We start from the raw sequence: 26,539 nt of genomic DNA on the forward strand, positions 1-26,539 counted from the left end.
TGATCCTTCGCACCAGTGCTAACACCAGAGCTAGCACCGGGGCCTAAATCCACACCGGATGGGCATCCACAAGGCGGCCGCTATCGGAGGCGTACCGTGCTTGCGGCAAACCTCCACGGTCGGAAGCCCCGCCTCCTGCTCTTTGATCATCCCGATAATCTGCGCCTCGGTGAAACGGCTCTTCCTCATGCGTCTGCTCCTTCTCGTAGGCAGACTCTACATCAGAATGAGGGATCTTTCGGGGGGCAGGTCACTCATGGAAGGCGCCGCCGAGCAGGAATTGGGCGCAGGCACATGCCTGCTGATCCTGGCCGGTACGCCACACTGGGTCACCTATACCGCCGATCCGACAATCTGGCTTGCGGTCCATATTGGAGAGGGCTGAGCTATTGGAGATGATTGTCGGCAAACTCACCTGCGAGACCTGCTTTGCGCTTTTCCAACGGTAACAGGCTGTCTATCAGGCGCGCGCTATGACCCTCCCTTCCCTAGCCGACTTGGAACACGCCGCACGACTGCTCGAAGCGCATCCCAATTTTCGGATGCTGCGACGTTTACGCGCTGTCGACCGGCTCTATAACGGCTCGATCCAGGGCGACATGCGTGTTGGCGTGGCCATCGATGTTGAGACGATTAGCCCGAAGAATCGCCAGTTCGCTAGTTAGCCAGCAGTGGCTAATCCAGTGACGGGAAGGCATTTCCACGATTCCACATCTGCCTCAGTCTCGAGTTCCCGAAGCAGGTGCGGATCCGTCTTGAGCCCCTTGCTAGGCTCAGGCCTTATCGTACACTCGCTTTAATTTTGGTCAAAAAGAATGATTTAACGAAAAAAGGCTTGAACGAGAGTTCAAGCCCTTCACGTTGCCTGTTCGACTCCTAGTGGAGTTCAGTCGTCCTTGATTGGCAGACAAAGCTTCATGATAGGTCCTCCAGCTTGTTCGAAACGGTCCAACGTCTGTCGCTATGCTCTTTGTGTGGGGTGTAACGATTAAACAATCAAGCGCTTTCTCCCTCTTCGTTGGGTCTCTGCGGCGTACCGAGTGCTTCCAAAGTCCGTTCGGCATCTCGCAGAACAATCGCGTCGTTGGTCGACCAGACCTCCCGTCGCTGCGGGGCGCTCAGGATGGCGACGATCCGCTCCGCGGCCTCGCGAGCTCCAGGCTGGTCGCCCAGCATGCCCCGCAACGCCCTGACCGTGTCCCAGCGCGAGACGTCCTCGCCCGCTTCAGCCGTGAGCTCTGCAAGGGAACTGCGGATTTTTCCCTCGTCGAACCCAAGCTCGGTGAGGCGTATCTGCTCTCCTCCATTACGAAGGAAATCGAGTATGAAGTAGAGCAGGTTGTTGAGGGACTTGCTGCTTTGCGCAGCGTCGCCCGCAGCAACATCTAACGCCTCCGCGGTTAGAACGATCGCGTGATGGATGTCGTCAAGAGCTCCGGCACTGTCTTCGGCCGGATGTGGGCTCTGCAGGCGCCGTATAGCATTTTCCCAGAATGAGAAGGCTAGAAGCCTGCGTGATGCAGACCGAAGCCAATGGTCTTCCGGAAGCTCAGATCCGTCGAGACCGGATACAGCCTCTTCGTACATGCTGCGCGATGCCCTTTGGTCGCCGAGCTCATCCAGGGTTCTGGCAAGGCGGTATTTCGGCATCACTCGTTGTGGAAATAGCTCAAGCATGTGCGTATAAATGCGGCTAGCCTCAACGAATGCGACGTTACCGCCGGTGCCTCCGAGCTCATTGCCGATCTCGAACAGAAGCAGCGCCCGTTCCATTTCGAGAACGTAGAGTATCTCGTTCTCGTGGGCCGTGGTCAGATTCATAGCTCGAAGTTTCTCCGCGGAGCGGATCAGGTCTCCTGCCGCTCGGCGGCACGCAGTACGGCGTGCGACTTCCGGTGTGCGAGGCGTCTGCACGGCAGCATGCGCTTGGCGAACCGCCGCGTCGGCGAGATGCTTCGCGTTCTCGTCTAGGCCGGCAATTTGCTCGAGCCTGTCGACGGCCTGATCAGTGGGGCGTGGGCTAATCGCCCGGATACGGCCGTCGCCCTCCATCTGAAGCTTGATCTGATCGCCGTACTGGGCAAGGCCATCGATCAGCGTCTTCATGACATTGAGATGGGCCTCGTTCAATTCTAGGCGCGCTGCTTCGGACTTGTCGAGGGTCGCCGCCTCGCCCTCGCGCTTGTACTTGAGACTGTGATCGATCTCTCCCCACACGTCCTCGAATGCCGTCCGCACCTGTATCTCGACGGGGATGTCTCGATACGCTGAGCGATATTTTCCACGACACCAGGCCACGATGTGGATCGAGGTATAGTTCTGGGGCGTCTGCTCGACCTTCGTCCGTTCTGAAAGGCCGAAGGCGTGGCAGAGTGCGCGGACCCGTCCGGGCAGGTCCTGTGCGTCACCGGTAGGATTGGTGGAGTAGATTATGACCTCTTCCACCCCACGATTGCTAAACACATTGTCCATGTCCCGCATCCCGGCTTCGATCCGCTCGAGTAGGATTGGCAGGATGTCCAAGGTATCGAGCCGGTAGAGGGTGACAATGCGTAGGCCGACGAGGTCACGCAAGCTGGAAACCTGGTAATCAGGTTTGTCGCCCCGTCTCTTGCGCTGGACCTTTTCTACGATCTTGAAATCTTCCTTGACGCGAACCTTCACGGCGTAGGCCAGATCCGAGATCGCCGGCGTACCCGTGTTCATTTCGAGCAGCAGGCGCTTTCTGACGCTGTCGGCGCCGCGCAGTGCTTCCACCGTCGCAAGTTCTAGCTCTTTGTCCATGTCAGTCATAAGAGGGGGGTAGCAGAGAAGCATTACGATAGCTTTATTGCTCGACCAAGGGACACTAAATGCTTTACCAAATGTGATGATGAAGACACACCGCAGCCTGCCACGATGAAGCGGCAGCGTGCCTGAGGAAGATCGTAAACGCGCATTTCACAGCACGCATATTACGCTAACTGGGCGGCGATCATAAATGGCGCAAGGGCCACCGATGACTGGACACTGGCGCGATCGAGAATTTCACCTTCAATGGCCGAACTGTCGACCGCTTCCTGCGCCATGAGAGAGAGGGTCAAGCCCTGCCGCTCTTCCTCATCCAGATGAGCCAGAGAACCAACCGCCACCCCTGCTCCTTTGAGGAAATGATCCTCAAGAGGCCGCAACGCGGCGGCATTGTAGCGAAATGCAGGCCAATCGGGTTGTTGCCAGTTCCAGCGCATGATGGATGAAGCCTAACTCTATCCATCAACTAAATGCAAGATATGATCTATAGAACTAGCACCTATCAATCACCTTCTCTCCCGATGGAGAAGGAAAAGGCCTTGATGCCAACTGGTAAGGCACCCCAATCCGCCGCTTGGCCCCGGCCCTCCGCCGGATCAACCCACGCACAAAATTCTGAGCATCACTCGCTACCGGAAATGACGCCTGACGCACCTGCCCCGCCGTGCCAATCCGGCCCCAGCGGTATTCGACAATCCACAAGCCGAAGAGATCCGTGCTGACGTCAATCTGATAATGCCGGGCAATGTTGCGCGCCGGATCCAAGGCCCGCAGGCTGATCGAGGATGGCCAAGGCAGACTGTCATTCGGCATGGCACGGATGATCGCGCGCCTGCTTTCCCACGTCCAACGAGGAATTTGAATCAGGAGCCGCCAACTGATTCACGTTGGCGATCAGGGAAGGACGACGCCTTGCGCCCCCTTCCCTGTTGCGCGGATCAGCCGTTCAGCTTGTCCTTGACCGCCTTGGCAGCCGAGAAGCCGAGCTTTTTGGACGCGGCAATCTGGATCGTGGCACCGGTCGAAGGATTGCGACCTTCACGCGCCGGGCTTTCCTTGACCTTGAACTTGCCAAAGCCGTTGAGCGAAACTTCTTCGCCTGCCGCCGCCGCATCGGCAATCACACCAAAGAGCGTATCGACATAGGTGCGGGCATCAGCCTTGGTCAGGCCCTGTGCCGCCGCCAGCTTGTCGGCAAGATCGCTGTTATTCATGGGGTCATATCCTTGAAGGGAAATTGGACCGCCTTGCTAACGCGCGCTTCGGCGCGGGTCTATCGAGGAAACACGGGGATTTCGTGGCCGGAGATCAGGCATCCACAGTCTTGTGCACCTCGGCCCTGCTATTCCGCATGGGCAGTGATGATGGCCACCACCGCGCCGCGTCCCGGACGCTGGTCCACCACATAGGGGCGCTGCGGATCGCCGGTGTCGATGACCAGCAGGTCCCTGCCCTCCTGCTCGGCCATGGTAGCGGCAAGCCGCCAGGCATTGGCAAAACTGGCATGGCTTAGAGATGACCGCCGCGCCGAACTTTTCATGGGCGCGGTCGACGACAAGCTGCCCGCACATTCAATAGTCCTCCGGGAGCAGGATGGTCATCACCCGCACCGTCTTGGTCGAATCGGCAGGATCCTCCGACCCGAATTCGAGGCCGGGGGCATAATAATCGAGCTTCATCCAGACCTTGAGGCCGAGAAAGGTGATCGCGGCAAAGTCGTGCTCGGGACTGTCCTCACCAAAGGTACAGTCCCGAAAGGCGGCCAGGAGCTTCGCCTGAAGCACGAAGCCCTCCTCTGGCGCGCTGGGCGCATCGGCGAGTTGTTCGAGGCAATTGCGGGTGATGACGATCTGCGCTTGGGGATCGAGGCCAAGGCGCACACGGTCATTGAGGCGAGCAATCTGCTCGTGGCGCGCTATTTCGGCCGCAGGCTGGGCGGTGATGGGCATGGGTGTCTTTCGCGATGGAGGGAAAATCAGGCGGCAAGCAGTGCGGTCAGCACCGGGTCGATCGCGAAACCCAAGGCCTTTGCCAGTTCGATGGCCGCCTCTATCTGCTCCAGCCGCATGCCAAGACCCGCCGCGAATTCGGCAGCGCTCTCCCCAGGTTTGGGGCTGACGCCATGCAGCTTGCCGTGCGCCTCGGTGACCGCAAAGGGCCAGAAATGGGCAACGCCCACCACTTGTTCGGCCAGGATCAGCAGCGTGTCGCCGCTGCCGATCGCCACATCGACCTGCGTGGCATCATAGGCATTCCCGGTCGTGGCAAAGCCATGGTAGCGGCGGGCGGTGAAGGCGAAACGGTCGCTATCGGACATCATCGGAAGAACTTTCAAAACGAGCGGAATTGCTCGTCTCTCCCCTTCCCCCTCTGCTTGGTCCGGCGCTGTGGCGCCGTTGTTGAGACGCCTTCCAATGTGCATGGTCGCAAAGCGAGTGTGGCCAGTCGCCAGTGGGAAATGGCCACAGCACACGCCACTGGCCAACTGCCATTGGGCTGAACGACGCCAAGCTATTGTTATCGGCAGGGAAGCTTCACCAATTTATCATGTCTGGTGAACTGGACCGAACGAGTTTCGATGGCCCCGGAACGCAACGCGCAATCCGCCGCAGATGATGCTTTCCCGATCCCCTGCCGGATATCGGGTGACACCATGTCAATCCGTCGTCAGTTACGGATCGCGCCATGATAGAAGGATGGAACGAGGCCGCAGATATCCTCCGGTGACCAGCGCAGGTGGCCACCAGACAGGAAGCGCCCATCCTGCGGTTTCACGGTGACCGGCGCGTTGGTGGCAACATCAAAGAACGTGCCATTGATTGGATCCATCGTCGCAACCCGGCAAGCCTCGAAGATGACCGGCCGGGCCAGATCGATTGTGAAAAGCTGATCAATGGGAACCAGAGCATAGAGACAAAACAGGAATGAGGTCGAACAGGCGTTTTCCACCAGCTCCTTGAGCTTCTCCATGCCGAGCAACGGTGCGCGTTGGCGTGGCCGGCGATGCATGCGTCCACCCTGCGCCCGGTTCCGATTGCCCGAAGCCTTGCGATATTCCCCCAGCGTGTAACCCATTTGCGCCAGCGCGAAACACAAGTTTCCATCGATCTCCAGATCCCCGAAATCCGCCCATGGCCGGCGCGACTGAACAAGGGCATCGTCGAGCCAGGGTTGCGTATTGAACCGGAACAACAGTTCCACACGTTCGTGGCTGGAGAACAGATCCTGCGGCGAACTGGTATCCCGGTCTGCAGCGCCATCTTCCCACGCATAGCAAATGGCATCCATCAGCCCATCGTCCGGCGCGCGGCCGGTGAACTGGTGCAAGGAACAGCGCACAGCCGGAGCGACCGTGTGAATCCAGGTTTCCTGAAAACAGGCAGGCGGCAGTTGGCCTTGCACGGCTTCATCGACATCGGCGTCCGCATATTTAGCGTCGATAATCCGCGCAGCGATGGAATTGAGCGTCTTGAGATCCCAGCGATCTGACGAACAGCGATCATATCGCCGGTGCGGGTAATTCTCGGTCAACGCGCCGAGCCATTGCTCCCCTTGGGCGCTGTTCAGGAAATCGGCAATTTGATCGGGTTGGCACGAAGCAGGGAGCGGGGGGACAGCGAACATGGCGACTTCTCCTAACTTGAAGGTTCACCAAGCCCCCTCCCCCTCTCCTTTTCCGGGAGGCGAAGGCGCCTGAGTTAAGGCGGGACATTTCTCGTCAGCGACACCTTACCCCCATTGCCCGGTATAATCGGCCAGTTCCTCGATCAGATCATAATGGCAGTCGAACATCAGCCAGGCGCAACCGAGCTGACGAGCATGGAGGATGCATTGCGCCAGATCGGCAGGAATATCTTCCGGGGGATCATCGGTGGCATAGATGAACCAACCGACTTCGCCCTTTTCAATGGCGCTGAAGGGCGCGGTCGGCAGATAGACGTTACAGGTCTGCTCCGTGAGGTGGCCGGTGGAAAGCGCCAACAGGCTTTCGATCATTGGAGCGGCTCCTGCGCTTCGGGCAAGGTTTGCCCTGCGGGCGCTGCCCCGCCCTGCGCCAGCGCCAGCGCGTCGAGCAATTTGCGCCGGGCGATCGCGTCATGCCCCCGGCTGCGAGCCCCCTCCCCATCATTGAGTACGCTCAAGGCCCAACGGGCGGCTTCGACCAAGGCCTCGGCAGCATCGCGCTGACGTAACTTTGCGCGGGCGGCATCAATGGCGGCAATCTCGTCAGGATCGGTGATCTCATATTCCTCAAGATGCCTGAGGTCTCCGCATTGCGAGCACCACACACTGTCGAATTCGCCAAGTAGGACGCTTTGCTGGGTTATGACGTCCCAGCCTCCGTTGGCATCATTGCCGCAATTGTCGCCGCCGCAAAGGGGACAGCGATAGGCCAGATAGCCTGTGGAGCTGAACGAGTTCATGAAACGACCTGCACAAAGGCCTTGCGCGGCGGCAGCGCAATCCACTCGGGCTGGGCGTTGGCGATCGGCAGATCGTAGCGATCCGCCTCCTTTTCGGCAAAAACGGATGCCTGCTCCAGCGAGCCAAAGCCATCGTCCTTGTTCCAAAACAACAGCCCTTCCTCCGGATCGAACATTGCGATGACCAAATGCCCGGCATCGATGTCCTCACAATCATCCAGCACCCGGAAAATGCCGTCGGCACGGACCTCGTAATAGCCGCCGCTATAAGCATCATGGCAGGCACGCGATGCCGTATTCGCCCAGCCAAAACACAGCGGGAGCGCCGATGTGCAAAGATTGCGCAAGAGACTGGCCAAAGAGTAGGGTTCGACATCATCGCCCGTGATGCTGACAGGCACGCGGCCCTCTTCGTTCGCTGCGAGTGTGATCCAATTGGCAGGACAGCGAGGATAGGTCGGATCATCAAACATCGCCCGAAATCCGGCAAACGGAGCATCGGGGGCCGTAATCGGAAAGCGCGCCCGAAAGGGCTCGCTGCACTCGGCGTAGAACGCCTGCTCTTCCTCAGGGCTGGTCAAGTCATGGCACAGCACATCGCAGACTCTGCTCGCTTCTTCGAGCAAGGCAGCTTCGGCAGGTGTGACAGCAATGCCGAAACAGGCACTGGTGTAATAATCGACCATCGTCGATCCTTTCAGAAATATGAGAATGGGATTGGCACGCTGGCCGGGGACAGCCGAGAAAGACCTGCCAGCGACGCAGAGAGCCAAATCATCAGTCGTGGTGACAGGGTTCGTGTGCGATGCGCAGCCTGGGCGCGGGCTTCACCGAAACACCATCGAGCGAGGCCAGAATCCGGCGGATCTCCTCCATCTGCGCCAGCAGGCCATCCAGGCAATCGGCCGCGCTGTCGACAAAAGCCTCATGGTCCGGATCGCTCTGATCGAGGATCAAGCCGAGACAGCGCATAACCCGCGCCATGGCGGCAGCCTCGGTCATCGCCCGGGCATTGGCAGCGGCCTCATCCAGCCTGCGCGCACCGCTCTGGTGGATGGTGGCAACATAGTGATGGCTGCGGGTCGCGGGATCGAAGGCCGTGACCTCGCAGGTCCAGTTGAACGGCCAGTCGCAGCCGCAGCGCCGCAGGGCATTGGTCCGCCAGAGACCGGCGGTAAGAATATAGGACATGGATCGTCCTTTCAGAAGAAGGGGGAGTTCAGGCCGCGAGCGGCCAGAGGATCGCAGGATCGTCGGCGGGCAAATGCTGGATACAACCAAGCCGCATCAGCATTTCATCGAAGCGGGGACCGATATGGGTCATCCAGTTGCGCGCCTCGCCACGCAGATCGCCCCAGCTGGCCCTCGCCCGAAACAGGCTGTCCTCGCGCTCGGCCATCCAGACTGCGGCCATGCCGTGGGCCACCGACAGACCGATATCGGCATAGGGATTGCGCGCCAGCACACGGTCGCTGCAACCGCGCCATGCGACATGGGTCTCGAAATTGGGCAGCAGGCTGCGGATCTGGCGGCGGATATCGGCGATCAGCCTGTTATAGGCGCTCGACCATTCACGCGGATCGCTCGGGGTGAGCAGGCAGAAGCCGACATGAGCGCCGACCGGATAGCTGACAGAGGGAACCATGGCGCCGCTCATGCCGCCAGCGCCAGCGGGCTTGCCGCCACGCCCGCATGGGCATGGATCCAATCGAGCGCGGCCTGCGCCTGGGCAGCCGCCTTGAAGATCGCGCGCGGATCATGGCGCAGCACGGTGAGCCAACTGGACAGGTAAGCGGCGTGATCGGGACGCGGTGTGCTGGCAAGGCCAAGATCCGCCATGACCATAGCGGCGCCAATTTCAGCCACGAGCTCTTCGCGCCCGCGCCAGGAGCGATCCTTGTGATATTCGCGCAGGCTTTCGCGGGCGAGGCGCGAGGCTGAACCGGTCGCATGCACCAGCTCATGCGCCAGCGTCGAAACCAGATCGAGGTCACTGTCGAAAGCCACCCGTTCGGGCAGGTAAATGCGATCCTGATCCGGACGATAATGGGCATCATAAAGCCCGTATTCCACTGGAACACCGACGCTTTCGAGGAACGCCTGCGCTTCGGCAACATCGGCCGCCATGGGCGCGGCTTCGGTCAGTTCTGCGCCTTCCGCCCCATCGACCTGATCGCGGTTGAACACGACAAAGCCGCGCGCGAAGAAGCGGGCACGGCCTTCGCCTTCGGCGCCATCCTCGGCATTGCCCGCGCCGTTCTGCCGCTCGATCTTTTTCCAGAGCACGACATGGGTGCCGCATTCCCCTTTGCGGACCTGCGCACCGTGGGCTTTCCATTGCCGATAGGTCGCCCAGATACCCGACTGAAAACCGAGCGCGTCAGCAGTTGCCCAAAGGATCACGCGGTTGATGCCCGTATAGCGACGGCCTACCGCACTGGTTGGGCGCATCACAGGCGCGGTCGAATTGTGCCACGGCATTCGCCACGTCCCTGCCCCGGCCTCAATGGCGGCGACAAGCTGGTCAGTGACGGTCTGGTAGATGTCGGAACGGGGTTTCATCGAGGTTCTTCCTTCCTTTGAGCGCCACAGGGCGCATCCTCCCCTCACCCCCTCTCGCTTTGGAAAGGCGGGGCCAGACATGGCCGGATATGTTGGGGAATAGCGGGCAGAGGCTTGTCCTCTGCCCGCTCGATGCTCAGGCGGCTTGAGCGAGCAGCGGCTCCGCCAGCGTTCCCGAAATGTCGTTGGAAGGAGCGCCCTCGACAGGTTCGAATTCGGCCTCAGGCATGTCTTCCAGCTCGGCCTCGGCTTCGTCATCCTCGGCACCATCCGCCCCGTCGCTCAGGGCAAAATCTTCAGCCGCATCTTGCGGGGCGACCTGATCGCTCTCGTCCCGCGCCCCTTCCCCGTGGGGCTGCACCGCCACCTCGAACCGCATTTCGTCGGGAACCCAGGCCAAAGCGCGCTCCTTGACGCTGGGCTGGACAATCGTCTCACCGGCACACAGCCTTGCCGCAGCGCTGGCCAGTTCGCTCTTCTTGGCCGTCGCATAGCGCCCCGCTGCCTCAGGATCGATGCCGCCCAGAATGGTCAGGATCTGCCCCTTCTTCTTGCGGTCGAAATAGCGCTCCGCGCTCGGGCGCCAGTGCTGGGCCACCTCGATGTCGAGCAGCGCGCCAAGGCCGGTCTGGAAGGCATTGCTATACTGCCCCTGCGCCAGACTGGCTTTCAGGCTCTGGCAGACGGCGAAAGCCAGCCAACCGGCCTTGGCTTCCTCGTCGAGCGCGCGGAAGGCGAGGAAGGAGGAAAAGCTGTTATGTTCCTGCCCCCAGTCGCAGGGCAGCGCGGCTTTGATGCTGCCAAGCTGGACCTGCGCCTCGCTCTCGGGGATCGCCTTAATCCCGGCCGGTTCGAAGCGATCGCTGATGGTGATGGCGCAGCCCGTATCGCTATAACCGAAATGCCCCGCGAACGGCCGGGCCAGTTCGAAGATCGTAATGTCGAGCGCCAGCCCCGGATCATTGGCAATATGCAGCGCCAGCACATCGCGGCGATCCTTGGCCAGTTGCTCTTCGAGCGAACGGGGATTGGTCTCGTCAGGCTTCATCGGATCGTTCGCGATGGGTGCCTCACCGGTCTGGGCCTCGCCGTCCCCGCCCTCAACAGCGGCCTTACCGCTGCGCCGCTTCTTCTGGGTGGTGTAATAGGTCGGCGCGAGGCAGGGCTGACCGGCACGGTCGAGGATCAGGAATGTGCCGACATGCGGGCGATCCTCATCGGGAATGATCGGATCGGTCTTGCTCAGCCGATCGTTCTCGGCGGTGAGATTTTCCTGTTCAGTGTAGAGCGCGTCCTCAGCCTCGCCTTCTTCGGCATCCTCCAGCGCGAATTCAATATCGACAAGGCGCGCCTCAATGGCCGCGATGCGTTCCCTGGCTTCGGCGGCGGGTTCGGCATAGGTCGGCCAATAGGTCTGAAGATCCTCGCTCTCGCTATAGGGAACATGGGTCGCGAGCAGCGGCTTGACCCAGCCGAGCTTGGTAGCGAGGGCTGCGACCTCGGCCTCATGCTGCAGCTTGGCCTGCGCAAGTTCCAGCGCCAGTTCGCCGTCGAGCCACATGCCCTGGCCTTCCCCGGTGAACAGGTCGCCTTCGACGCACCCGCCCGCCCCGGTATATTCTGTTTCTGTCAGAAAGAGCGCCACTGGGTGGCCTGCGGAAAGCGCGCTTTCCGCAATCGCGCGGCGGATCGCCTGCGCATTGTTGCTCTGCCAGTTCTGGGACAGACGTTCCCATGCGGCAAGCTGACGCTCCCGGTCGCCGGTGACACCGTAAGCCATCGCCACATCCAGCGTGATCGTGCCCTCGGCCAGGGCGTTGAAGATCGGCTCGGCAAGATCGGCGAGGCGCAACCGTCCCTGCACATGGCGCATGGTCACGCCAAAGCGGCGGGCCACGTCTTCGACGCCGGCACCCTGGGCGATGATGTCACGATAGGCCTGCGCTTCATCCGCCGGAGTCATCGCTTCGCGCAGCAGGTTCTCGGCAAGGCTGATTTCCCGAGCGGCAGCGGCCTCATTCTCGCAAAGGCGCACATCGACGGCATAATCCTTTGGCAGCGTGCCGCGCTCGATCAGCAATCCGATCGCGCGCCAGCGACGACCACCGGCATGGACATCGTAAAGTGTCTTCTTCCCCGCGCTGGGGCTGATGATCAGCGGTTGGAGAAGCCCGTGTTCGGCGATGCTGGCCGCCAATGCCTCCAGTCCGCTTTGCGCGTTGCTCTTGCGAACATTGGCATCCGAGAGGCGCAGCTTGCCATGGGGGAGCGAGATCATGTCCATGATTCAGGTCTTTCATTCTGGAACGAGACCCGGATCCAAAGCGCTTCAACACTCAAGGGGTCTCAATCCCCGCTCTTCCCCCTCTCCTTTTTCTTCATATTGGGCGCCGGAACGGCGCTTGTAGGTAGCCACCCGAGTGACCGCCCTTACCACCATGGCCTCCTGAGTCAGTCTATTCGATAGACCTCACCGGTCCCCGCAACCCGATAGAGATCAACCCGTTCGCCATCCCAGTGATAGTCGAAATGTCGACCCTGGATCGGGATGGTAACCCGATCTGGATAGAACAAGGCTGCACATTCACCCTGCGCGTAGCGCGTGCTTGGATAGACCACGCCTTCGCTGGCCTGTGCGCGCAAGCGCTCGGCAAGAGGGTGAGAGGCCGTGTAAGACCTAGGGTTCAGCGCTTCCGCCCATGCAACGTCTCCACCTCGCAGATCATGCAGAAATGCATCGAGGTCGAGCACCAGTTCCCGGAATTGCGATGTCCAACCAGGTGCTTCCTGAGTGCGGGCCATAAAGGCGGCATGATGGTGCACCGTTTCAATGAGCGCCGTTTCAAAGGTTCGGGCGATATAGAGCGCACCGAAATATCCATCGTGAAAGCGCCCGGCACGATCTGGACTGGCGTGGGTGAAGGGCGCCATTACATAGCTGGCACCCGGTCCAGCGACACGGCGTCCCACCGGAACGAGGTCGATATTGCCGATCGTTTCCATCAATCGGGGATTGGTCTTTTGCTCGGCGGCGATCAACAAGGGCCAATCTTCAGGATCGGCGATGTCGTCGAAGAGATCGATAGGAGGATAGAGGCTGCGGATGATCCGCCGCGCTCCAGACCAAACAACATGCGTAACAGGAAGCGAACCCGGATCAATCACCACCCACTGCGCTCCGCGTCAAGATAGCGACGCACCCGCATCAGATCAGTGAGTTCACCGCCCAACATGACCTCCAGCGCCGAACGCCCTCCAAAAATCTCGTTGGGAGCTTTGATCCAGGCATAGCCACGCGCAGGTTCGTGGAAGATAATCCGCAGAGCCTTATGAATGCCCAGAAGATTCGAAAGGCGGGCCTTGCCATCGCGACTGAAGCGAGCGGACGCTCCGGCTTTCCAACGCGCAAGCGTACGCCTTGGCACGTCGAGCATGATCGAGGCCTGATCCTCAGTCACGCCCCATAGGCGGAAGAGGTTGAAAATGGCACGCAGCATCGCACTTGCCTCCTGATCCGTAATCGGATCGGGGGAGAAGGGCGCAGGCTCCGTCGCGATGCGGGTCAGTGTCGTCATAAGGCCTCCATGCCATATGGCGCAATATATGCCATTTTCTACAAAATGGCAATATTCTATAAGAGCCGGGCATGATGGCCTCCCGCGCTAACGTCAGGAAATGATCGTGGAGCACCGGAAGGCCAGTGACAACCTTGCCACCAGCCTTTGTGGTGGTCGTCAATAGCACCGCGCAGGGACGTTCCTTGCTGTCACCTTCGTGGCCTGCTTTTGCTTCGTGGCTCCGGAGATAAAAATAGCGGATCACGAGGCCGAGAACCGGTTCAGGGATTTGTACTCGTCAGGACTCGCCCTCAACGTCGAACTCCGTCGAGCCCACTGGTGCCCGCGCAGTCCGAACGGCATCCGCGATCTCGTCCGGTACGTCCTCCAGAGTGTAGGCCTGACGATCGCGGCTCTTGAGCCGCTGATATTCAGCCACCGACATCAACACGAGGCAATCGTGGCCATGGTGCGCGATGGTTACGGGCGCAAAAAGCGCCTGTCGGCTGATACGGCCGAAGGCCTTGGAAGCCTCAACGGAACTGACAGTCTGGGGCATGATGATTCTCCTGGCCGGGAACTCCGGAGTTTCCGGATAAATTGCAAGGAGCGAGTATGACCGCGCGGCTGCAGGCACGAAGGTTCACGACAATCTCACAGGATGTAGGGTAAGGGACATCGGGTCCGCACCCGCCCACCGTTTGAGGCGCAGAGCGCTCAAAGTCCGGAGAACCGAAAATCTGTAACTTGTATCGCCTGAACAGCAAGAATGCTGAAATCGCCAGGATGTTCGAGGTCCGCGAGGGTGTGAGCAGCAATCGATCCGATGACGTCTATCCCGGCTATCCCGGACTGGTTGTGGCCGGCGGCTTTGCCCGCACCATGAACTGGGGCTTCCCCCTGGTGATGACGGGCAAGAAGGGCCAGAAGCTCAAGCCCAAGCCAGTGACCAATGCCCGCAATGACAAATTGCACACCCCGTTTTGGCGGCAGAGCTTTGAGCAGCGTCGCTGTTTGATCCCCGTGACGGCCTGGGCTGAACCAGAAGGCGAAAGCGGGCAGATGACCCGCACCTGGTATCGTCTGCCAGAGTGCGACATCTTTGCGGTCGCAGGCCTATGGCGCGCGAGCGAGGAATGGGGCGATGTTTATACGATGGTCATGGTCGAGAGTTCGCCCCAGATGCAGGAGGTGCACGACCGCATGCCTGTCATTCTTGCGCCAGAAGATTATCAGCGATGGCTCACTGGAACGCCGCGCGAAGCTTTTGATTTGTGTCTGACCTGGCAGGGCGATCTCTTGCCCAATCGTACCGAGGAACGCTGGGCAGGCGGGCCGAGCCTGATGGGCTCGCTATTCGGGTAAGCGCAGGGATGGACCTCATGGAAAGGGGCAAGCGGTGCTTGCCCCGAAGCGCCCTTAGAAACCGACGCGAAGACCCGCCGAGAAATAGCGGTCACCGCCTTGCCCTGTCACCTTGATGTTGGGTGCGACGGGCACGGAGATCAGCCCATAAGGTTTGATCGTCTCATTCGCATAGCGCCCGCCAATGCCAATCTCGGCAAAGGCCGGAATGGCAACGGTCGCCTCAATCTTGCCGTAGAAGGACACGGCCGTATTGTTGCAATTGCCGCTCGAGGCAAACTGACCATTCGAACGGTCGCGACAACGGGATTGGCCGTTGGAGAAGGTCTGCTCATAATAGCGGGTATTGTCGCCCCGATACAAAAACGCACCGGCAACCGGTCGAATGGTGATCGGCCCAATCGCAGCGCCGTATCCCACGCCCAATTCTGCCCCCCACTGATCCTTTGACTTCGCCGCCGTGAGTTCTCCGCCCCATCCCTTCGCCTCTGCGCCCGATGCCAAGCCGACAAATGCGGCGACGGCGAGCAGATGGAAAGCCAGTTTCTTCATAATTCCCCCATTCAAAAGGGAGCGGCGCATCGCAGATTTCCGAGCCAAGTCAATTATTAAAACAATCAAATTGGTTGGGTCTAACCGCCCAAAAGACCGCATCATAAGCTGCCCCGACATGTCAGCAGAGCTAGCCAGTGCCCGTCTTTCCTCAAGCATCAGGCCCAGCCACCTGTATGGATGACTTGTTACAAAACCTCTGATAGGATCGCAATCAGATTGAGGATTTGTCACATGCTTTCGGCACGAAACTCACAAAAGGCGAAGCTCAGCAACCTGCTCGACGCACGCAACTTGATGCGCGCGCAGGACCTGCGCGATGCCGGCATCAGTGCGCAAACCATCGCACGCGCCGTGGAGAGTGGCGAGATCGAACGGATCTCGCGCGGGGTTTATCAAAAGCATGGCGCACAAATCGAGGAAAGCCAAATCCTTGCCGAAGCCGCCATGCGCGCGCCCAAGGGCGTGATCGCTCTCGTGTCGGCACTCGCCTTTCACGGCCTGACCGACCAAATGCCGCGGCGCGTCTGGATGGCAATCGGGGCAAGTGATTGGGCGCCCGTGCAATCCTATCCCCCGCTGCGCATCGTCCGCTTCTCTGAAGCTTATCTGCGCCAGGGCATCGAGCATCATACGATTGCTGGTGTCCAGGTGCCGATCTATGCGATCCCCAAAACCCTCGCCGATCTCTTTCGGAACCCCAAACTTGTCGATCGATCCGTCGCGGTAGAAGGCCTGCGCGCCGCGCTCCAGCAACGCAAGGTGACCCCCAGCGCGCTTGCTCAAGGCGCAAAGGCGGGCGGTGCCTGGAAGGTCATGCAACCTTATCTCGAGGCGCTCACTTCCAATGGCTAAAGCACCAACCAACATGGCAAAGTCAGTCAAGGATCGGCTGCTCAGAATTGCCCGTAGGGAAGGCCGCGTTTTTGACGTCCTGTTGGTGCGCTTCGCGCTCGAACGGTTGCTCTACCGTCTGTCCATATCGTCGCATCGCGATCGCTTCGTCCTGAAGGGAGGCATGCTCGTCACAATATGGGTCGCCGACGACAATAGGGTCACTCGAGATGCGGATTTTCTCGGGCATGGGGATTCCAATCCCGACCGCCTGGTCTCCGACTTCCGCGAGATCATGGGAATCGAGAGCAGCGATGGTCTCATCTTCGATATCGACACGCTAACCGCGACAATCATCCGAGAGGACATGGAATATGGCGGCGTCCGTTTGAAGACGGCGGCCTATCTCGAAAAGACGCGCATCCCCGTCACAATCGACATCGGCTTCGGCGATGCCTTGGCCGATGCGACGCAACGGCTCAACTATCCAACCTTATTGGATCTTCCCGCTCCGCAGGTCCGGTCCTATCCGCCCGCAACGGTGATCGCCGAGAAATTCCAGGCGATGGTGGCGCTCGGCGTCCTCAACGGGCGCATGAAAGACTATTACGATCTCTGGGCAATCCCGCGCGCGATAAGCATTCCCGATGACGATCTGGACGCGGCCATTCGCGCAACGTTCGAACGCCGCGCAACGCCAATCCCGAGTGAACGGCCCCCAGGTCTTTCCGCCGAGATGATCGGCGACCAAGGCAAGCAACAACAGTGGCGTGCCTATGCGGCATCGCTCGAACTCGCCAATGTGTCGCTCGAAACAATCATCGACGCGGTTTGGGATCTGGTTGGCCCCTCATGCGGGCGATTGGCAGCAACAACCGGTGATGAGGCATAGCGTCCGTTCGTCAATACAAGTATCCAAGCCAGCAAGGCTTAGGAAAAGACCTCCCGGGCGAATGGCTTTCAGCGCACACTGCGATCCATCGGCGCGCAAAGGTCTTGCGCGCCCACAGATCTGGCAACGTCCCCGGCTCACGCCGCAATTGCCTCGACAATCTCCACCGCCCGGCTGACAGGCACGAAAAGCCGTGTCTGGTACTGGATAATCTCGGTGAAACAGCCCCTGGCCTTCCAATGCGGCAGTGAGCGCGCTTCAAAGCCCGTAATCTCAAGGCGCTGCTCGCCGTTGACCCGCGAGCGTTTGAGATTGAGACCGCGCGCGGCATCGATCGGCACGATCTTGCCCGACATCGCGGCTCCAACCAATTCGTCCGGCGCCATGGCGATACGATCATCCAGCCCCAGCTTCGTCAGCAGGTGATTGACGCTATCGGTCGGAACGATACGGCCCAGAAGGCTCCGCCCATCCTGCGTCACGAGGCGACGCACCTGCGCTTCATCGCCCAGCAGGTTCCAGATGGGCAGCAGGCGGCCAGTGGCAAGGAACAGCCGTTCGACATGGGGTCGCTGCGCCGCTTCCTCGGCCTCCTGCTCCCACAGCGCCTCGAAGGCCTCAAGGGAGAAATCATCCCAATGGCTTTCGGCCAGTTCCGCTTCGGTGATCGTGGTGTGGCCATTCGGGCGATAGAGCCGGTAGGTCGGCAAAGCCTTGCCTTCTTCATCAAGCCAGGTGCGATCAGGCACCAGCAAGGCCACACGGCCCGAACGACCGTTGCGCATGCTGCGCGCCTTGCCCCGTGCCCTGCGCATCCGTTCACGGATATCGGCCAGCGAGGTGATCTCGGCCGCCCATTGGGCTTCGATGGTCAGCAATCGCGTGGGTGAGCCCGGATCCTCGCGCAGGATACGCTCCTCGACCACCGTCAGTCTGTCGGCACGAATGGTTTCGACACCGGCATCAAAGGTTCCCGCCTTGCGGGCCGCATCGATCCGCGCCTCGACCAGCCCAAGAAACTCGTCGAAAATCGCGTTCTGGAGATGGATCGGCAGGGCCAAAATGCGGTTCAGCCAACGCTGAATCGGCGGCAGGTTCTGGATCAGCCCACCTTCCTCGCGGTCCTCCAATCGCAGACCGGTGCGGTGGCAGAAGTCTACGAAACTGACGCTGGCCAGTTTGCCGCCGTGCAACAGACGATACCAGCTCATCAGGGCTTCTCGGGCGTAATCGCTTTCGAGATTATCGGCCGGATCGAAGAGATTCTGCCCGCCCGTCTGCCTCTGGCCACGGGTCAGCGCCCCCAGACTGTCGAGCCGCCGCGCAATCGTCGAAATGAAGCGGCGCTCGCCGCGGCAATCGGTGGTGACAGGACGGAAGATCGGCGCGCTGGCCTGATGGGTGCGGTTGGTGCGGCCAAGCCCTTGAATGGCGCGATCCGCGCGCCAGCCCGGTTCGAGCAGGAAATGGACGCGGCGCTGCTGATTCTGGCAATCGAGCGAGGCATGATAGGATCGACCCGTGCCCCCGGCATCCGAGAAGACCAGCACCCGCTTCTTGCCCGCCATAAAGGCATTGGCATCGGCCATGGCATTGCCGGGCGAGCGCGATTCCAGCTTCTGGCTGCCATCGGGCAGAGACAGCAGACGACGGGTACGTCCGGTCACTTCGGCCACGGCATCGGCGCCAAAGCGCGTAATGATCGCATCGAGCGCCGGTACAATCGGCGGCAGCGCGCCGAGCAATTCGATCAGGTCATCCTTGATGCGCAGGGCTTCCTGCGAATGGACGGGATTGCCAATGGCATCCGACATTGGGCGCGAACGCTCATTGCCCTCATCGTCCCAATAGCTTTCCATCGCCCGCGTGGGAAAGGCGCTGTTCAAATAGTCGAGAAGCAGCTCCTTGGGCGATAGGTCAACGCTTAGTTCGGCCCGGTCCTCGGCATCGAGTTCGGCCAGGCGGCGGCCCAGCAGAGCTTCCGAGGTTGAGACCAGTTGTACCACGGCGCTTTGGCCTGCCTCCAGCGCTCCGGCGATGGCGGGCAGCAGGGTCGGCAATTTCATCGAGAGCAGCAATTGCCCGAAAAACCGTTGTTTGGAGCTTTCAAAGCGCGAGCGCGCCGCGCTCAGCGCCTGTCCATTGAGCGTCCGGCCATCGACCGGATCGGTGACGCCAGCTGCTCCCAGCGCGGCCTCCATATTCTGGTTCACCACGCTCCATGCATCAGCATAGGCGTCGAAATCCGCGATCTGATCGACGGACAGCGCGTGCTCGAGAATATCATATTCGACGCCCGCGTAGGAAAGGGCTCTGGCGGTGTAGACGCCCATCGCTTTGAGTTCGCGGGCGACCAGTTCCATGGCGGCGATACCACCTTCGCGGATGCGGGTGATAAAGGCGGTGCGATCAGAAAACGCGGTCCCCTCGCCCCACAGACCGAGCCGGACGGCATAGGCCAGATTGTTGATGTCGGAGGCACCGGTGGCCGAGGCGTAGATCACCCGCGCGCGCGGCAGGCGATTTTGCAGTTCCACGCCGGTGATGCCTTGCTGCGATCCCTTGGTGGCGCCAAACCGCCCTTCCCCGCCCGCGACGCCGCCCATCGCATGGGCCTCGTCAAACAGGATCAGCCCTTCAAAATCCTCGCCGCACCAGTCGAGGATCTGTTGCAACCGCGTCTTCGCGCCCGATGCGCTGCGCAAGGTCGCATAGGATGCGAAGAGGATCGTATTCCCTGCCGCGATGGGGCGTTCCGGCTTGATCTTCGACAGAGGCTGGATGTCGAGCGCCATGCCGCCCAGTGCCTGCCAGTCGCGGCGCGCATCCTCGATCAAAGCGCTGGAATCGCTGATCCAGATATGGCGCCTAGACCCACGCAGCCATTGATCCATCAGGATTGCGGCCAGTTGACGCCCCTTCCCTGCCCCGGTGCCATCGCCAAGGAAGAAGCCGCGCCGGTAGATCTTGCCTTCGGCATGCGGTTGAAGTTCAACGCCCTTCTCGGGGACAATATAGCGCCCCGGCAGATCCTGCGATGTTGCATCGAGCGCATGGACCAGTGTTTCAAGCTGAGCGGTGCTGAGCAGGCTTTGTTCGATGACCTTCCTTGGCAGCTTAGGAATGATGTTGGGCGCGGGCAGAGCGACCGAGGCCATGGCGGCGGATTCCACCAAGGGGCTCGGATGGGCTGAGCCGGTCGGGAAGATCAGTCTTTGCGGGCGGAAATCGGTGTAGATGCCGACATCCTGTCCGATCCCGGCAATATCCTCGCGCAGCGTATAGGGAAGGTCCATGGCTTCCATCGCTCCGGCATCGGGTCGCGTAATTGGGCTAGCAACGATGCGAGGCGCGCTGAAGGCCTTGAACAATCCACCCGACTTAGCGGGTTTGGGGGCGACGGTTCGCGTAACTTCGGTGGTCACCTCTGCGCAGCGCGCCGGGGCCTGGGCGATGTGGGGCAGAATATCGCGCAGCGAATGCCTGTTGATCACCGATGTCTCGAGGGTTCCCGGCACTTTATCCACCACGAGCAGGCGGATCGGGATCGACGTGCCATGCTTGGTGAAGGCCCCCTCCACACGCAGGTGCAGGCGGACATGGCTGCCTTGCAGAACACGCGTGAAGGTCTCGCGGCCTCGGCCATGCTGCGAAAATCCGTCGGGCATCACGGCGACCAATCGGCCGCCGGGGCGAAGCGCCGCGAGCGCGGACAAGAGATGACGCGCTGCTGCGTCGCTGTCGGCATGACCCGATGCCGAGCGGGCAAACGGCGGGTTCATCACGATGACGCTCGGACGATCAGTGACGTGGCTGGCGATCCGTGCGGCGTCGAAGCTGGTCACGGTGGCTTGCGGGAACAAAGCGGCAAGCACCTCGGCGCGCAGAGGATCGATTTCGTTGAGATGCAGTTCCTTCCCGGCGCCAAGCCATTGGGCCAACATTCCGGTCCCGGCGCTGGGTTCTAGGACTACATCATGCTCTTCAATAGCGGCCAGATGGCCCATGATCCAACTGAGGGCCAGCGGTGTCGAGAAATGCTGGAGGGCGACCTGCTCTTCGGAACGAACGGTCTGGGTTGGAAGGCGTGCTTCCGGTTGCATGAGGGATTCGGTGGCAGCGCCGGCACCTGCGGGGCAGTTCATTTCTCGCAGCGCGAGGATGGTGGCGACTTCCAGCATCTGGAAACTGTCGCGCTGGCTCCATGCACCGTTGGCGGAGCTTGCACCGAAGGCTTCCGTCATGGCTTGATTGAGGGCCGATCTGGAAACGGCTTCGCCCGATGCGATCAGCGGTGCAATTCCGCTGGCAGCAGCCAGCAACGAGCCAATGACGGGTTGCGGAAGAACGGAGTGAGTCAAGGTGAAGGTCCTTTCGATCTGGAAATTGATCGAAAACCTCCCTTCCCCCTCTCCTCCGCCCCCCTTGCTTTCAGAGCAAGGGGGAAATCTGTAAGCTCGCGTAGGTCTTAAACCTCGAAATTCCTGACTGTTAGCTCGAAGTCGATATCTCCCTCGGATACAGCTTGTTTGAGCAAAATACCGCAATTGCGCCGGTTGTACGCCAAAGCCTCCCGCAACTTCGACAAGTTTGCCTCAAAGCGCCTATTGCGCCACCTGTCGGGATTTGATAGCTAAAAAGTGGATTTTTTAACGAACTCTTTCCCGAATCAGAATCGGAGATATCGCGTGCTGTCAGGTCAGACCCTTGATGCCATGATCACGGCCTGTGAGAATGCCAAAAGCGTACTTCGCAAAGCGGCGATTGATCCTTCCGAGCGGAAAACTCTGAACATCACCTTGTCGGCATCGGTTGCTGCTGAGTTTCTTAACCGAACCCCCGAAGGACTGGCAAAAGCCGAAACGCGCGGTCGCCTCCCCTCGCCCAAAACGGCCACGAACGGTCGGCGCTTTTACACGGTCGAGGATCTGATCGCGATCCGCGAAGCGCTGGGCATCAAAGTTGGCAAGGCCGAGGATGAACGGGCTGTGGTTGTGGCCGTGCAGAACTTCAAAGGCGGGGTAAGCAAATCGACCACATCAAAGCATCTGGCCGATTATCTGGCGCTGCGCGGCTATCGTGTGCTGGTGGTTGATTGCGATCCCCAAGCATCTATGTCGGTGATGTTCGACGTCAACCTCGAAGAACTGATCGACGACACGCATACGCTTTCCAATTTCCTTTCGCCCCAAATGGATGGGGCTGATTCATTCCGCAAGACGGTGCGCCGCACGGCATGGCCCAATATTGACATCTGCCCGGCCAATCTTGGGTTGCAGGATACCGAATGGGAATTGACCGCCACGATTGAAGATGGTGCCGGCGCAATTGCTGATGCCTTCCGCCGGTTGCGCGATGGTCTGGAAGAAGTTCGGGCCGATTATGACGTGATCATTCTCGATCCGCCGCCGGCCATGGGGTTTCTTGGCATCAACACGCTGACAGCGGCCGATGGGCTGCTGATCCCAGTCCCGGCACGCCAGCTCGATTATCTCTCGACCATCCATTTCATGCAGACCTGCCGCGAAGCGCTAGATCTGATCAGCAAGTTCGATCCGACGATCGACTATGGTTTCATTAGGGTGGTCTGTACGATGTTTCAGCCCAACCGGACCAACGAGGCACAAATGCTTCAGGTCATGGAAAAAACCTATGCAGGCCAGATGATTAAGACGCCGATCCTGCTGTCTGAGGAAATCAAGAATGCGGGCGTTCTGATGTCCTCGATCTATGAGGTCAACAAGCCCTATGGCTCGCATCAGACCTTTACCCGATGCCGCGACAATCTGAACATGGTGTTCAAAGAGGTTGAGCGCGAGATTTGCAAGCAATGGCCGTCGCGCATGACGCAGATTGGCACAGACAAGCTGACGGAGGCGGCATAAATGGCAATGGGTGGCAAACGCCGCAGCTTGCTGGCAAACGCGATTGAGAGCCTCGGCAACCCCTCTACGCCTGCAACACCCGCTACCGAGCCAGAGCCTGACGAGCGCGTCGAGGATCTGGCTTTGATCGAGGATGCGGAGGTTGGGGCGGTCGAAGTCGGTCCGACCCATCCCTCTTTCCTTGCCCGCCGTGCGCAATCGCTGGGCGAAGTCAGCCGTACAGTCAAGCGGCCCACCATTCGTCTGAAGCCCAGCGAATGTTCAATTTGGCCCGGTAATGCGCGTAATTACAATGATTTGAGCTATCCGCGTTGCGAAAGCCTGATCAATTCCATCAAGGAAGAAGGCCGCAATCGCGAAGCCGTTGTGGTGCGCCGCACCAATGATGGCCCCCTGCCCTATGAACTGCTGGTCGGCACACGCCGTCACTGGTCTGTCTCGTGGCTGCATGCCAACAACCATTCCGAGGTTGAATTTATCGCCCGGATCGAGACGCTCGACGACGAGGGCGCTTTCCGGCTTGCCGATCTGGAAAATCGCGAGCGCGAGGACGTTACCGATCTGGAGCGCGCCCGAAATTACCTGCACGCCGTCGAAGCCTATTATGGCGGCGTGCGCGCGCGGATGGCCGAGAGGTTGGCGATTGCGCCAACCAGCCTGTATAATTTCATCCGACTGGGGGAATTGAGTGACGATGTGATCGCGGCCTTCCCTGATACCGCAAGTGTAAAAGCCGCCCACGCAAACAGGTTGGCGCCGCATTGGAAGGTAGAGATCGAGCGCGACCGTATTCTTGCGGAAGCCCTCATCATTGCAGATGAACAAGCGGACCTGCGTTCAAAGGGCGAAAAGCTGATCGATGCGGCAAAGGTTTGTGATCGCTTGATCGCAGCGGCAAAAGACCGCAACGGGCGCCCGAAGCGGAAAGAGACCAAGGCCCCCCCTCCCCTGTTTTCAAGCGAGGGTGATTTGCTGGGCCATGTTGTTGCGGACTCGGCAAAGAAGGGTATGACCATCACGATCAACCCCTCGGAATTGTTGTCGGTGGATGAGATCCTTGCCGCTCTACGCCCCGCAATCGAGGCGGCAAAGTTCGCAAAGAAACCGTAATTATCACTTATTTTTCAAATGGATGATGCCATTCTACCAACTTGGTAATTCGAGCGATTGGTAGATCATCATAAGGCGATGAATGACACGCACCAAAGGCCCTGATCGCGATTTGCAAGCAGATCTCTTTCTGCCGCAGATTACGTCCCTGCCCATCCGGGATCAGAGGGATACGATGGAGCGCCCGTTTTTCTCGTTGCACAAACGCAAGCGTGTCAAACCGATCGACTATACCAGCCCCGATGGAAAGGTATCCGTCCACGTCACGGGCAACAGTGAATATGGCATAGCCACGATCTACGATCTGGATATCCTGATCTATTGCGCGTCGGTTCTGATGGAACATAAACGGCGGGGAGTGAACGACATCCCTCAGACGCTTGGCGTGGTTCCCTATGACATGCTCAGGACGTTGAGGCGCGATACTGGCGGTGGAGAGTATGAAGGGCTTGCCAATGCTCTCAACCGCCTGCAATCGACGACTGTGAAAACCAACATTCGGACCCATGGGCGCCGAGAGCACACATTTTCATGGATCGATAGTTACAGCCAGGTTGTCGACCCGAATGGCAAGATCCGGGGCATGCGCATTACCCTTGCGAAATGGTTTTACGATGGTGTGCTGATGGACGGTGGTGTGCTGGCCATTGACCCTGCATATTTCGAAATCAAGGGTGGCGTGATGCGTTGGCTCTATCGGGTGGCCCGCAAACATGCCGGAGGCAATGGCGCGGATGGCTTCACCATCTCGATGCCGACCCTCTACGAAAAGTCCGGCTCAGAATCACCTTATCGACGCTTCAAGTTTGAGATGCTCAAACTTGCTCGCGAAAATGGGCTTCCGGGCTACTCACTCGAAATTGTCGAACAGGCGGGCAAAGAGCCGTCGATCAAGATGGTACGGCGAGGTGCGCTCACATATTCCTCAGGAGAAGAGGAGGTGCTCCCCCCTGCCCTCAAGCGCCCCGTTAAAAAGAAGACTGAGAGTCGCGAAAGCCGGCCCGAGTTTCCGGCCGATGGTCATATCGGCTATACCCCTTTTGGTCCGATTGCCCGGGAGGCACTTCCTCACCCCCAGCGAGACCTCGGGTTGATTGCAGACGAATTTCGCCGCTTTATTGCCGCGCGCAAGATTCCGGCAGACGCAATTAACATCGCCCAAATCTTCGCAACCTTCTGTTCACGACAGAGTCCCGCTAACTGACCACCTTCGGCAAGCGATGACACTTAGTTCGAGCGCCTGACCTTCGGACTGAGAACAAGTGCAAAGCATTTGAGCATGCTCGTTTCGGGGTTTGAGGAACATTTTCGGGGGCCAACACTTTTGCGCCCCCTCCTCCGCATAGTCGTTGCACAATGAAAATTGCGATTTGCAAAATATGCTCGTATTTTCATCGGCTTAGGCTCGAATTACCAAGTTGGTAGCGACCAAAGCACGCCGAAGTATCCCCGCCCTGCCTGCAGCAAGCGAAAATGTTAGAGTGTTCCTGAAACCCCGATACTGAGCTGCGAGTGCACCTTGCCCGAATATTGGCTGACCGGCTCGGCGGAAGGCGCTGGCGTTCCTGAAACCCCGAGTAAGATCTCAAAGCGCAAAGCTCCTGCTGATTGTAAGTGTCAGGGAAAATTATGTTCACCCACCGCGAATGACCCGATTTCAGCCCAATCTACCTTCAAATCTCAAGCTTACATCGCGTGTCACGGCGTGTTTCTGGGCGCTGCAGGCGTAATCCCACAATTGCGTACAAACAGATACGGGGTTTGAGGAACGCGCCTCGAGGCCGCAAAAGTGTATCTCTCCTCCTCATCACCATGGCTCTCGGAGGTCTAGGAACATATCATCGGGGCTAAAGGAACGCAGAGTCGGGGTATCAGGAACGGCTAATCGGGTTTCCAGGAACACAGCATTTCACCGACTCGTTGAATTTGGCCGAGTCGCACGCACAAAGCGGAACCTTAACTTCTATAACTCTCTATAACTTAGTAAGACGGCTATCGCCGCCTTTCTTCTTTTAAGAGTGAATGACAATTTTCCCGCGAGGCGATCGCGGTAAGGGTCAAAATTGCTTCAATGCGAAAGACGACCTTGGTCATCAATCAGTTGCAACAAGGCAGGGGGTTCATTTCCCCACCGCCACAAAACCAGATTTTGAGCGCCAGCCTGCGCATGAGGTGCAAAGCTGGGCACCAATATTCCCGCATAGCCTTGAGATGTCAGATCCAATGCCAAACGTTGGGTAGGGGCAAGGCCGCCCGAGAGCATCACATCACGCCAACATGGATCGCTGATCTGCGATAGCGTCATCCCGATAGCCTCCAGACAAGCGGGATCGGTTGCATCAAAAATATGCCTAATCTCGGCGCGATACGCGACCAGAGTAATAGGCTGGAAAGCACCAACCTGATTGGCCTCTCTTATGGCGGTTTCCGGTTTCAGGCTGGTGTAAAGCGCGGCCATGCCTTTGGGATTAAAGCGACCGCCAAATTGGGCAGCACCCTCGCCAGAGAGCGGGCTTCGCGCCCATATTGGGTTAAGCGCTCGAAAAAGCGTGCCTAGATAGTCCATGG

Annotated in this window: 29 protein-coding genes and 1 pseudogene; 8 read left to right on the forward strand and 22 right to left on the reverse strand. The window is 59.5% G+C overall.

Translation table 11 applies throughout. The features are described 5' to 3' along the window. Positions 1–93 precede the first annotated feature (93 nt). Positions 94–189: pseudogene (locus ACZ9HU_RS19760) on the reverse strand (transposase); the annotation flags it as partial. Between the two features lie 67 nt (positions 190–256). On the opposite strand from ACZ9HU_RS19760, the gene ACZ9HU_RS19765 reads away from it, so the two are divergent. Together ACZ9HU_RS19765 and ACZ9HU_RS19770 are read left to right on the forward strand one after the other, a co-directional pair. Next, a complete protein-coding gene (locus ACZ9HU_RS19765) occupies positions 257–385 on the forward strand; it encodes a cupin domain-containing protein (RefSeq protein WP_476107520.1) in 129 nt (42 codons plus the stop codon). Positions 386–473: 88 nt separating this feature from the next. Next, entirely contained in the window at positions 474–665 is a 192-nt protein-coding gene (locus ACZ9HU_RS19770) for a hypothetical protein (protein WP_476107521.1), read from the forward strand. A 331-nt stretch (positions 666–996) separates the two neighbouring features. Here the strand turns inward: ACZ9HU_RS19770 and ACZ9HU_RS19775 are convergent, their stop codons facing one another. From ACZ9HU_RS19775 to ACZ9HU_RS19860, 18 genes are all read right to left on the reverse strand, one after another. Next, positions 997–2,793 carry a hypothetical protein gene (locus tag ACZ9HU_RS19775; protein WP_476107522.1) on the reverse strand — a complete coding sequence of 599 codons (1,797 nt, stop codon included), beginning with the start codon at positions 2,791–2,793 and terminating at the stop codon, positions 997–999. Positions 2,794–2,954: 161 nt separating this feature from the next. After that, positions 2,955–3,227, reverse strand: coding sequence for a DUF4172 domain-containing protein (locus ACZ9HU_RS19780; protein WP_476107523.1), 273 nt, complete (start codon positions 3,225–3,227; stop codon positions 2,955–2,957). 55 nt (positions 3,228–3,282) lie between these two features. After that, on the reverse strand, positions 3,283–3,603 hold the full coding sequence (locus tag ACZ9HU_RS19785) for a WGR domain-containing protein (RefSeq protein WP_476107524.1): 321 nt from the start codon (positions 3,601–3,603) through the stop codon (positions 3,283–3,285). Positions 3,604–3,728: 125 nt separating this feature from the next. Then, positions 3,729–4,004, reverse strand: coding sequence for an HU family DNA-binding protein (locus tag ACZ9HU_RS19790; RefSeq protein WP_476107525.1), 276 nt, complete (start codon positions 4,002–4,004; stop codon positions 3,729–3,731). Positions 4,005–4,132: 128 nt separating this feature from the next. Beyond that, positions 4,133–4,330 (reverse strand): hypothetical protein, encoded by a 198-nt coding sequence (locus ACZ9HU_RS19795; RefSeq protein ID WP_476107527.1) that lies wholly within the window; start codon positions 4,328–4,330, stop codon positions 4,133–4,135. A 31-nt stretch (positions 4,331–4,361) separates the two neighbouring features. Continuing rightward, a complete protein-coding gene (locus tag ACZ9HU_RS19800; protein ID WP_476107529.1) occupies positions 4,362–4,739 on the reverse strand; it encodes a DUF3768 domain-containing protein in 378 nt (125 codons plus the stop codon). A gap of 26 nt (positions 4,740–4,765) precedes the next feature. Then, a complete protein-coding gene (locus ACZ9HU_RS19805) occupies positions 4,766–5,110 on the reverse strand; it encodes a hypothetical protein (protein WP_476107531.1) in 345 nt (114 codons plus the stop codon). A gap of 347 nt (positions 5,111–5,457) precedes the next feature. After that, positions 5,458–6,414, reverse strand: a complete 957-nt coding sequence (locus ACZ9HU_RS19810; RefSeq protein ID WP_476107535.1) for a hypothetical protein — start codon at positions 6,412–6,414, stop codon at positions 5,458–5,460. 105 nt (positions 6,415–6,519) lie between these two features. After that, positions 6,520–6,786, reverse strand: coding sequence for a DUF5983 family protein (locus ACZ9HU_RS19815; RefSeq protein WP_476107539.1), 267 nt, complete (start codon positions 6,784–6,786; stop codon positions 6,520–6,522). Then, positions 6,783–7,214, reverse strand: a complete 432-nt coding sequence (locus ACZ9HU_RS19820; RefSeq protein ID WP_476107542.1) for a hypothetical protein — start codon at positions 7,212–7,214, stop codon at positions 6,783–6,785. The genes ACZ9HU_RS19815 and ACZ9HU_RS19820 overlap by 4 nt, the downstream gene beginning before the upstream one ends. Next, entirely contained in the window at positions 7,211–7,900 is a 690-nt protein-coding gene (locus ACZ9HU_RS19825) for a hypothetical protein (protein WP_476107544.1), read from the reverse strand. Before ACZ9HU_RS19825 ends, ACZ9HU_RS19820 begins: the two co-directional genes overlap by 4 nt. A gap of 91 nt (positions 7,901–7,991) precedes the next feature. Then, a complete protein-coding gene (locus ACZ9HU_RS19830; protein ID WP_476107546.1) occupies positions 7,992–8,405 on the reverse strand; it encodes a hypothetical protein in 414 nt (137 codons plus the stop codon). 28 nt (positions 8,406–8,433) lie between these two features. After that, positions 8,434–8,871 (reverse strand): hypothetical protein, encoded by a 438-nt coding sequence (locus tag ACZ9HU_RS19835; RefSeq protein ID WP_476107548.1) that lies wholly within the window; start codon positions 8,869–8,871, stop codon positions 8,434–8,436. Beyond that, positions 8,868–9,776, reverse strand: a complete 909-nt coding sequence (locus tag ACZ9HU_RS19840; RefSeq protein ID WP_476107549.1) for an ArdC family protein — start codon at positions 9,774–9,776, stop codon at positions 8,868–8,870. Before ACZ9HU_RS19840 ends, ACZ9HU_RS19835 begins: the two co-directional genes overlap by 4 nt. A 136-nt stretch (positions 9,777–9,912) precedes the next feature. Beyond that, positions 9,913–12,060 carry a ParB/RepB/Spo0J family partition protein gene (locus tag ACZ9HU_RS19845; RefSeq protein ID WP_476107550.1) on the reverse strand — a complete coding sequence of 716 codons (2,148 nt, stop codon included), beginning with the start codon at positions 12,058–12,060 and terminating at the stop codon, positions 9,913–9,915. Positions 12,061–12,227: 167 nt separating this feature from the next. Next, the gene (locus ACZ9HU_RS19850) at positions 12,228–12,941 is read right to left on the reverse strand and encodes an RES family NAD+ phosphorylase (RefSeq protein WP_476107628.1); all 714 of its coding nucleotides are present in this window, start codon (positions 12,939–12,941) and stop codon (positions 12,228–12,230) included. Then, positions 12,938–13,351: an MbcA/ParS/Xre antitoxin family protein gene (locus tag ACZ9HU_RS19855; RefSeq protein WP_476107551.1), complete on the reverse strand. Its 414-nt coding sequence runs from the start codon at positions 13,349–13,351 to the stop codon at positions 12,938–12,940. Before ACZ9HU_RS19855 ends, ACZ9HU_RS19850 begins: the two co-directional genes overlap by 4 nt. 280 nt (positions 13,352–13,631) lie before the next feature. Further along, positions 13,632–13,892, reverse strand: a complete 261-nt coding sequence (locus tag ACZ9HU_RS19860; protein WP_476107553.1) for a type II toxin-antitoxin system Phd/YefM family antitoxin — start codon at positions 13,890–13,892, stop codon at positions 13,632–13,634. Between the two features lie 179 nt (positions 13,893–14,071). Between ACZ9HU_RS19860 and ACZ9HU_RS19865 the strand changes: the two genes are divergently transcribed. After that, on the forward strand, positions 14,072–14,698 hold the full coding sequence (locus tag ACZ9HU_RS19865; RefSeq protein ID WP_476107629.1) for an SOS response-associated peptidase: 627 nt from the start codon (positions 14,072–14,074) through the stop codon (positions 14,696–14,698). A gap of 54 nt (positions 14,699–14,752) precedes the next feature. Here the strand turns inward: ACZ9HU_RS19865 and ACZ9HU_RS19870 are convergent, their stop codons facing one another. Further along, complete coding sequence (locus tag ACZ9HU_RS19870; RefSeq protein ID WP_476107554.1) at positions 14,753–15,370, reverse strand: hypothetical protein; 618 nt, start codon at positions 15,368–15,370, stop codon at positions 14,753–14,755. 114 nt (positions 15,371–15,484) lie between these two features. Here ACZ9HU_RS19870 and ACZ9HU_RS19875 point away from each other — a divergent pair, with 114 nt between their 5' ends. Then, complete coding sequence (locus ACZ9HU_RS19875; protein WP_476107556.1) at positions 15,485–16,105, forward strand: type IV toxin-antitoxin system AbiEi family antitoxin domain-containing protein; 621 nt, start codon at positions 15,485–15,487, stop codon at positions 16,103–16,105. Between the two features lie 13 nt (positions 16,106–16,118). Continuing rightward, on the forward strand, positions 16,119–16,976 hold the full coding sequence (locus ACZ9HU_RS19880) for a nucleotidyl transferase AbiEii/AbiGii toxin family protein (RefSeq protein ID WP_476107557.1): 858 nt from the start codon (positions 16,119–16,121) through the stop codon (positions 16,974–16,976). A gap of 137 nt (positions 16,977–17,113) precedes the next feature. Here ACZ9HU_RS19880 and ACZ9HU_RS19885 read toward each other — a convergent pair whose 3' ends face one another. Beyond that, the gene (locus ACZ9HU_RS19885) at positions 17,114–21,337 is read right to left on the reverse strand and encodes a strawberry notch-like NTP hydrolase domain-containing protein (RefSeq protein ID WP_476107558.1); all 4,224 of its coding nucleotides are present in this window, start codon (positions 21,335–21,337) and stop codon (positions 17,114–17,116) included. Between the two features lie 327 nt (positions 21,338–21,664). Here ACZ9HU_RS19885 and ACZ9HU_RS19890 point away from each other — a divergent pair, with 327 nt between their 5' ends. The 3 genes from ACZ9HU_RS19890 to ACZ9HU_RS19900 all read left to right on the forward strand — a co-directional run bounded on the left by ACZ9HU_RS19890 (position 21,665) and on the right by ACZ9HU_RS19900 (position 25,175). Next, positions 21,665–22,861: an AAA family ATPase gene (locus ACZ9HU_RS19890; protein ID WP_476107559.1), complete on the forward strand. Its 1,197-nt coding sequence runs from the start codon at positions 21,665–21,667 to the stop codon at positions 22,859–22,861. A 6-nt stretch (positions 22,862–22,867) separates the two neighbouring features. Further along, a complete protein-coding gene (locus tag ACZ9HU_RS19895; protein WP_476107560.1) occupies positions 22,868–23,971 on the forward strand; it encodes a ParB/RepB/Spo0J family partition protein in 1,104 nt (367 codons plus the stop codon). 82 nt (positions 23,972–24,053) lie between these two features. Continuing rightward, the gene (locus ACZ9HU_RS19900; RefSeq protein WP_476107561.1) at positions 24,054–25,175 is read left to right on the forward strand and encodes a replication initiator protein A; all 1,122 of its coding nucleotides are present in this window, start codon (positions 24,054–24,056) and stop codon (positions 25,173–25,175) included. Between the two features lie 864 nt (positions 25,176–26,039). Here ACZ9HU_RS19900 and ACZ9HU_RS19905 read toward each other — a convergent pair. Continuing rightward, positions 26,040–26,537, reverse strand: coding sequence for an RES family NAD+ phosphorylase (locus tag ACZ9HU_RS19905; RefSeq protein ID WP_476107564.1), 498 nt, complete (start codon positions 26,535–26,537; stop codon positions 26,040–26,042). Positions 26,538–26,539 lie beyond the last annotated feature (2 nt).

This window comes from Novosphingobium sp. Sphag1I (assembly GCF_056279125.1).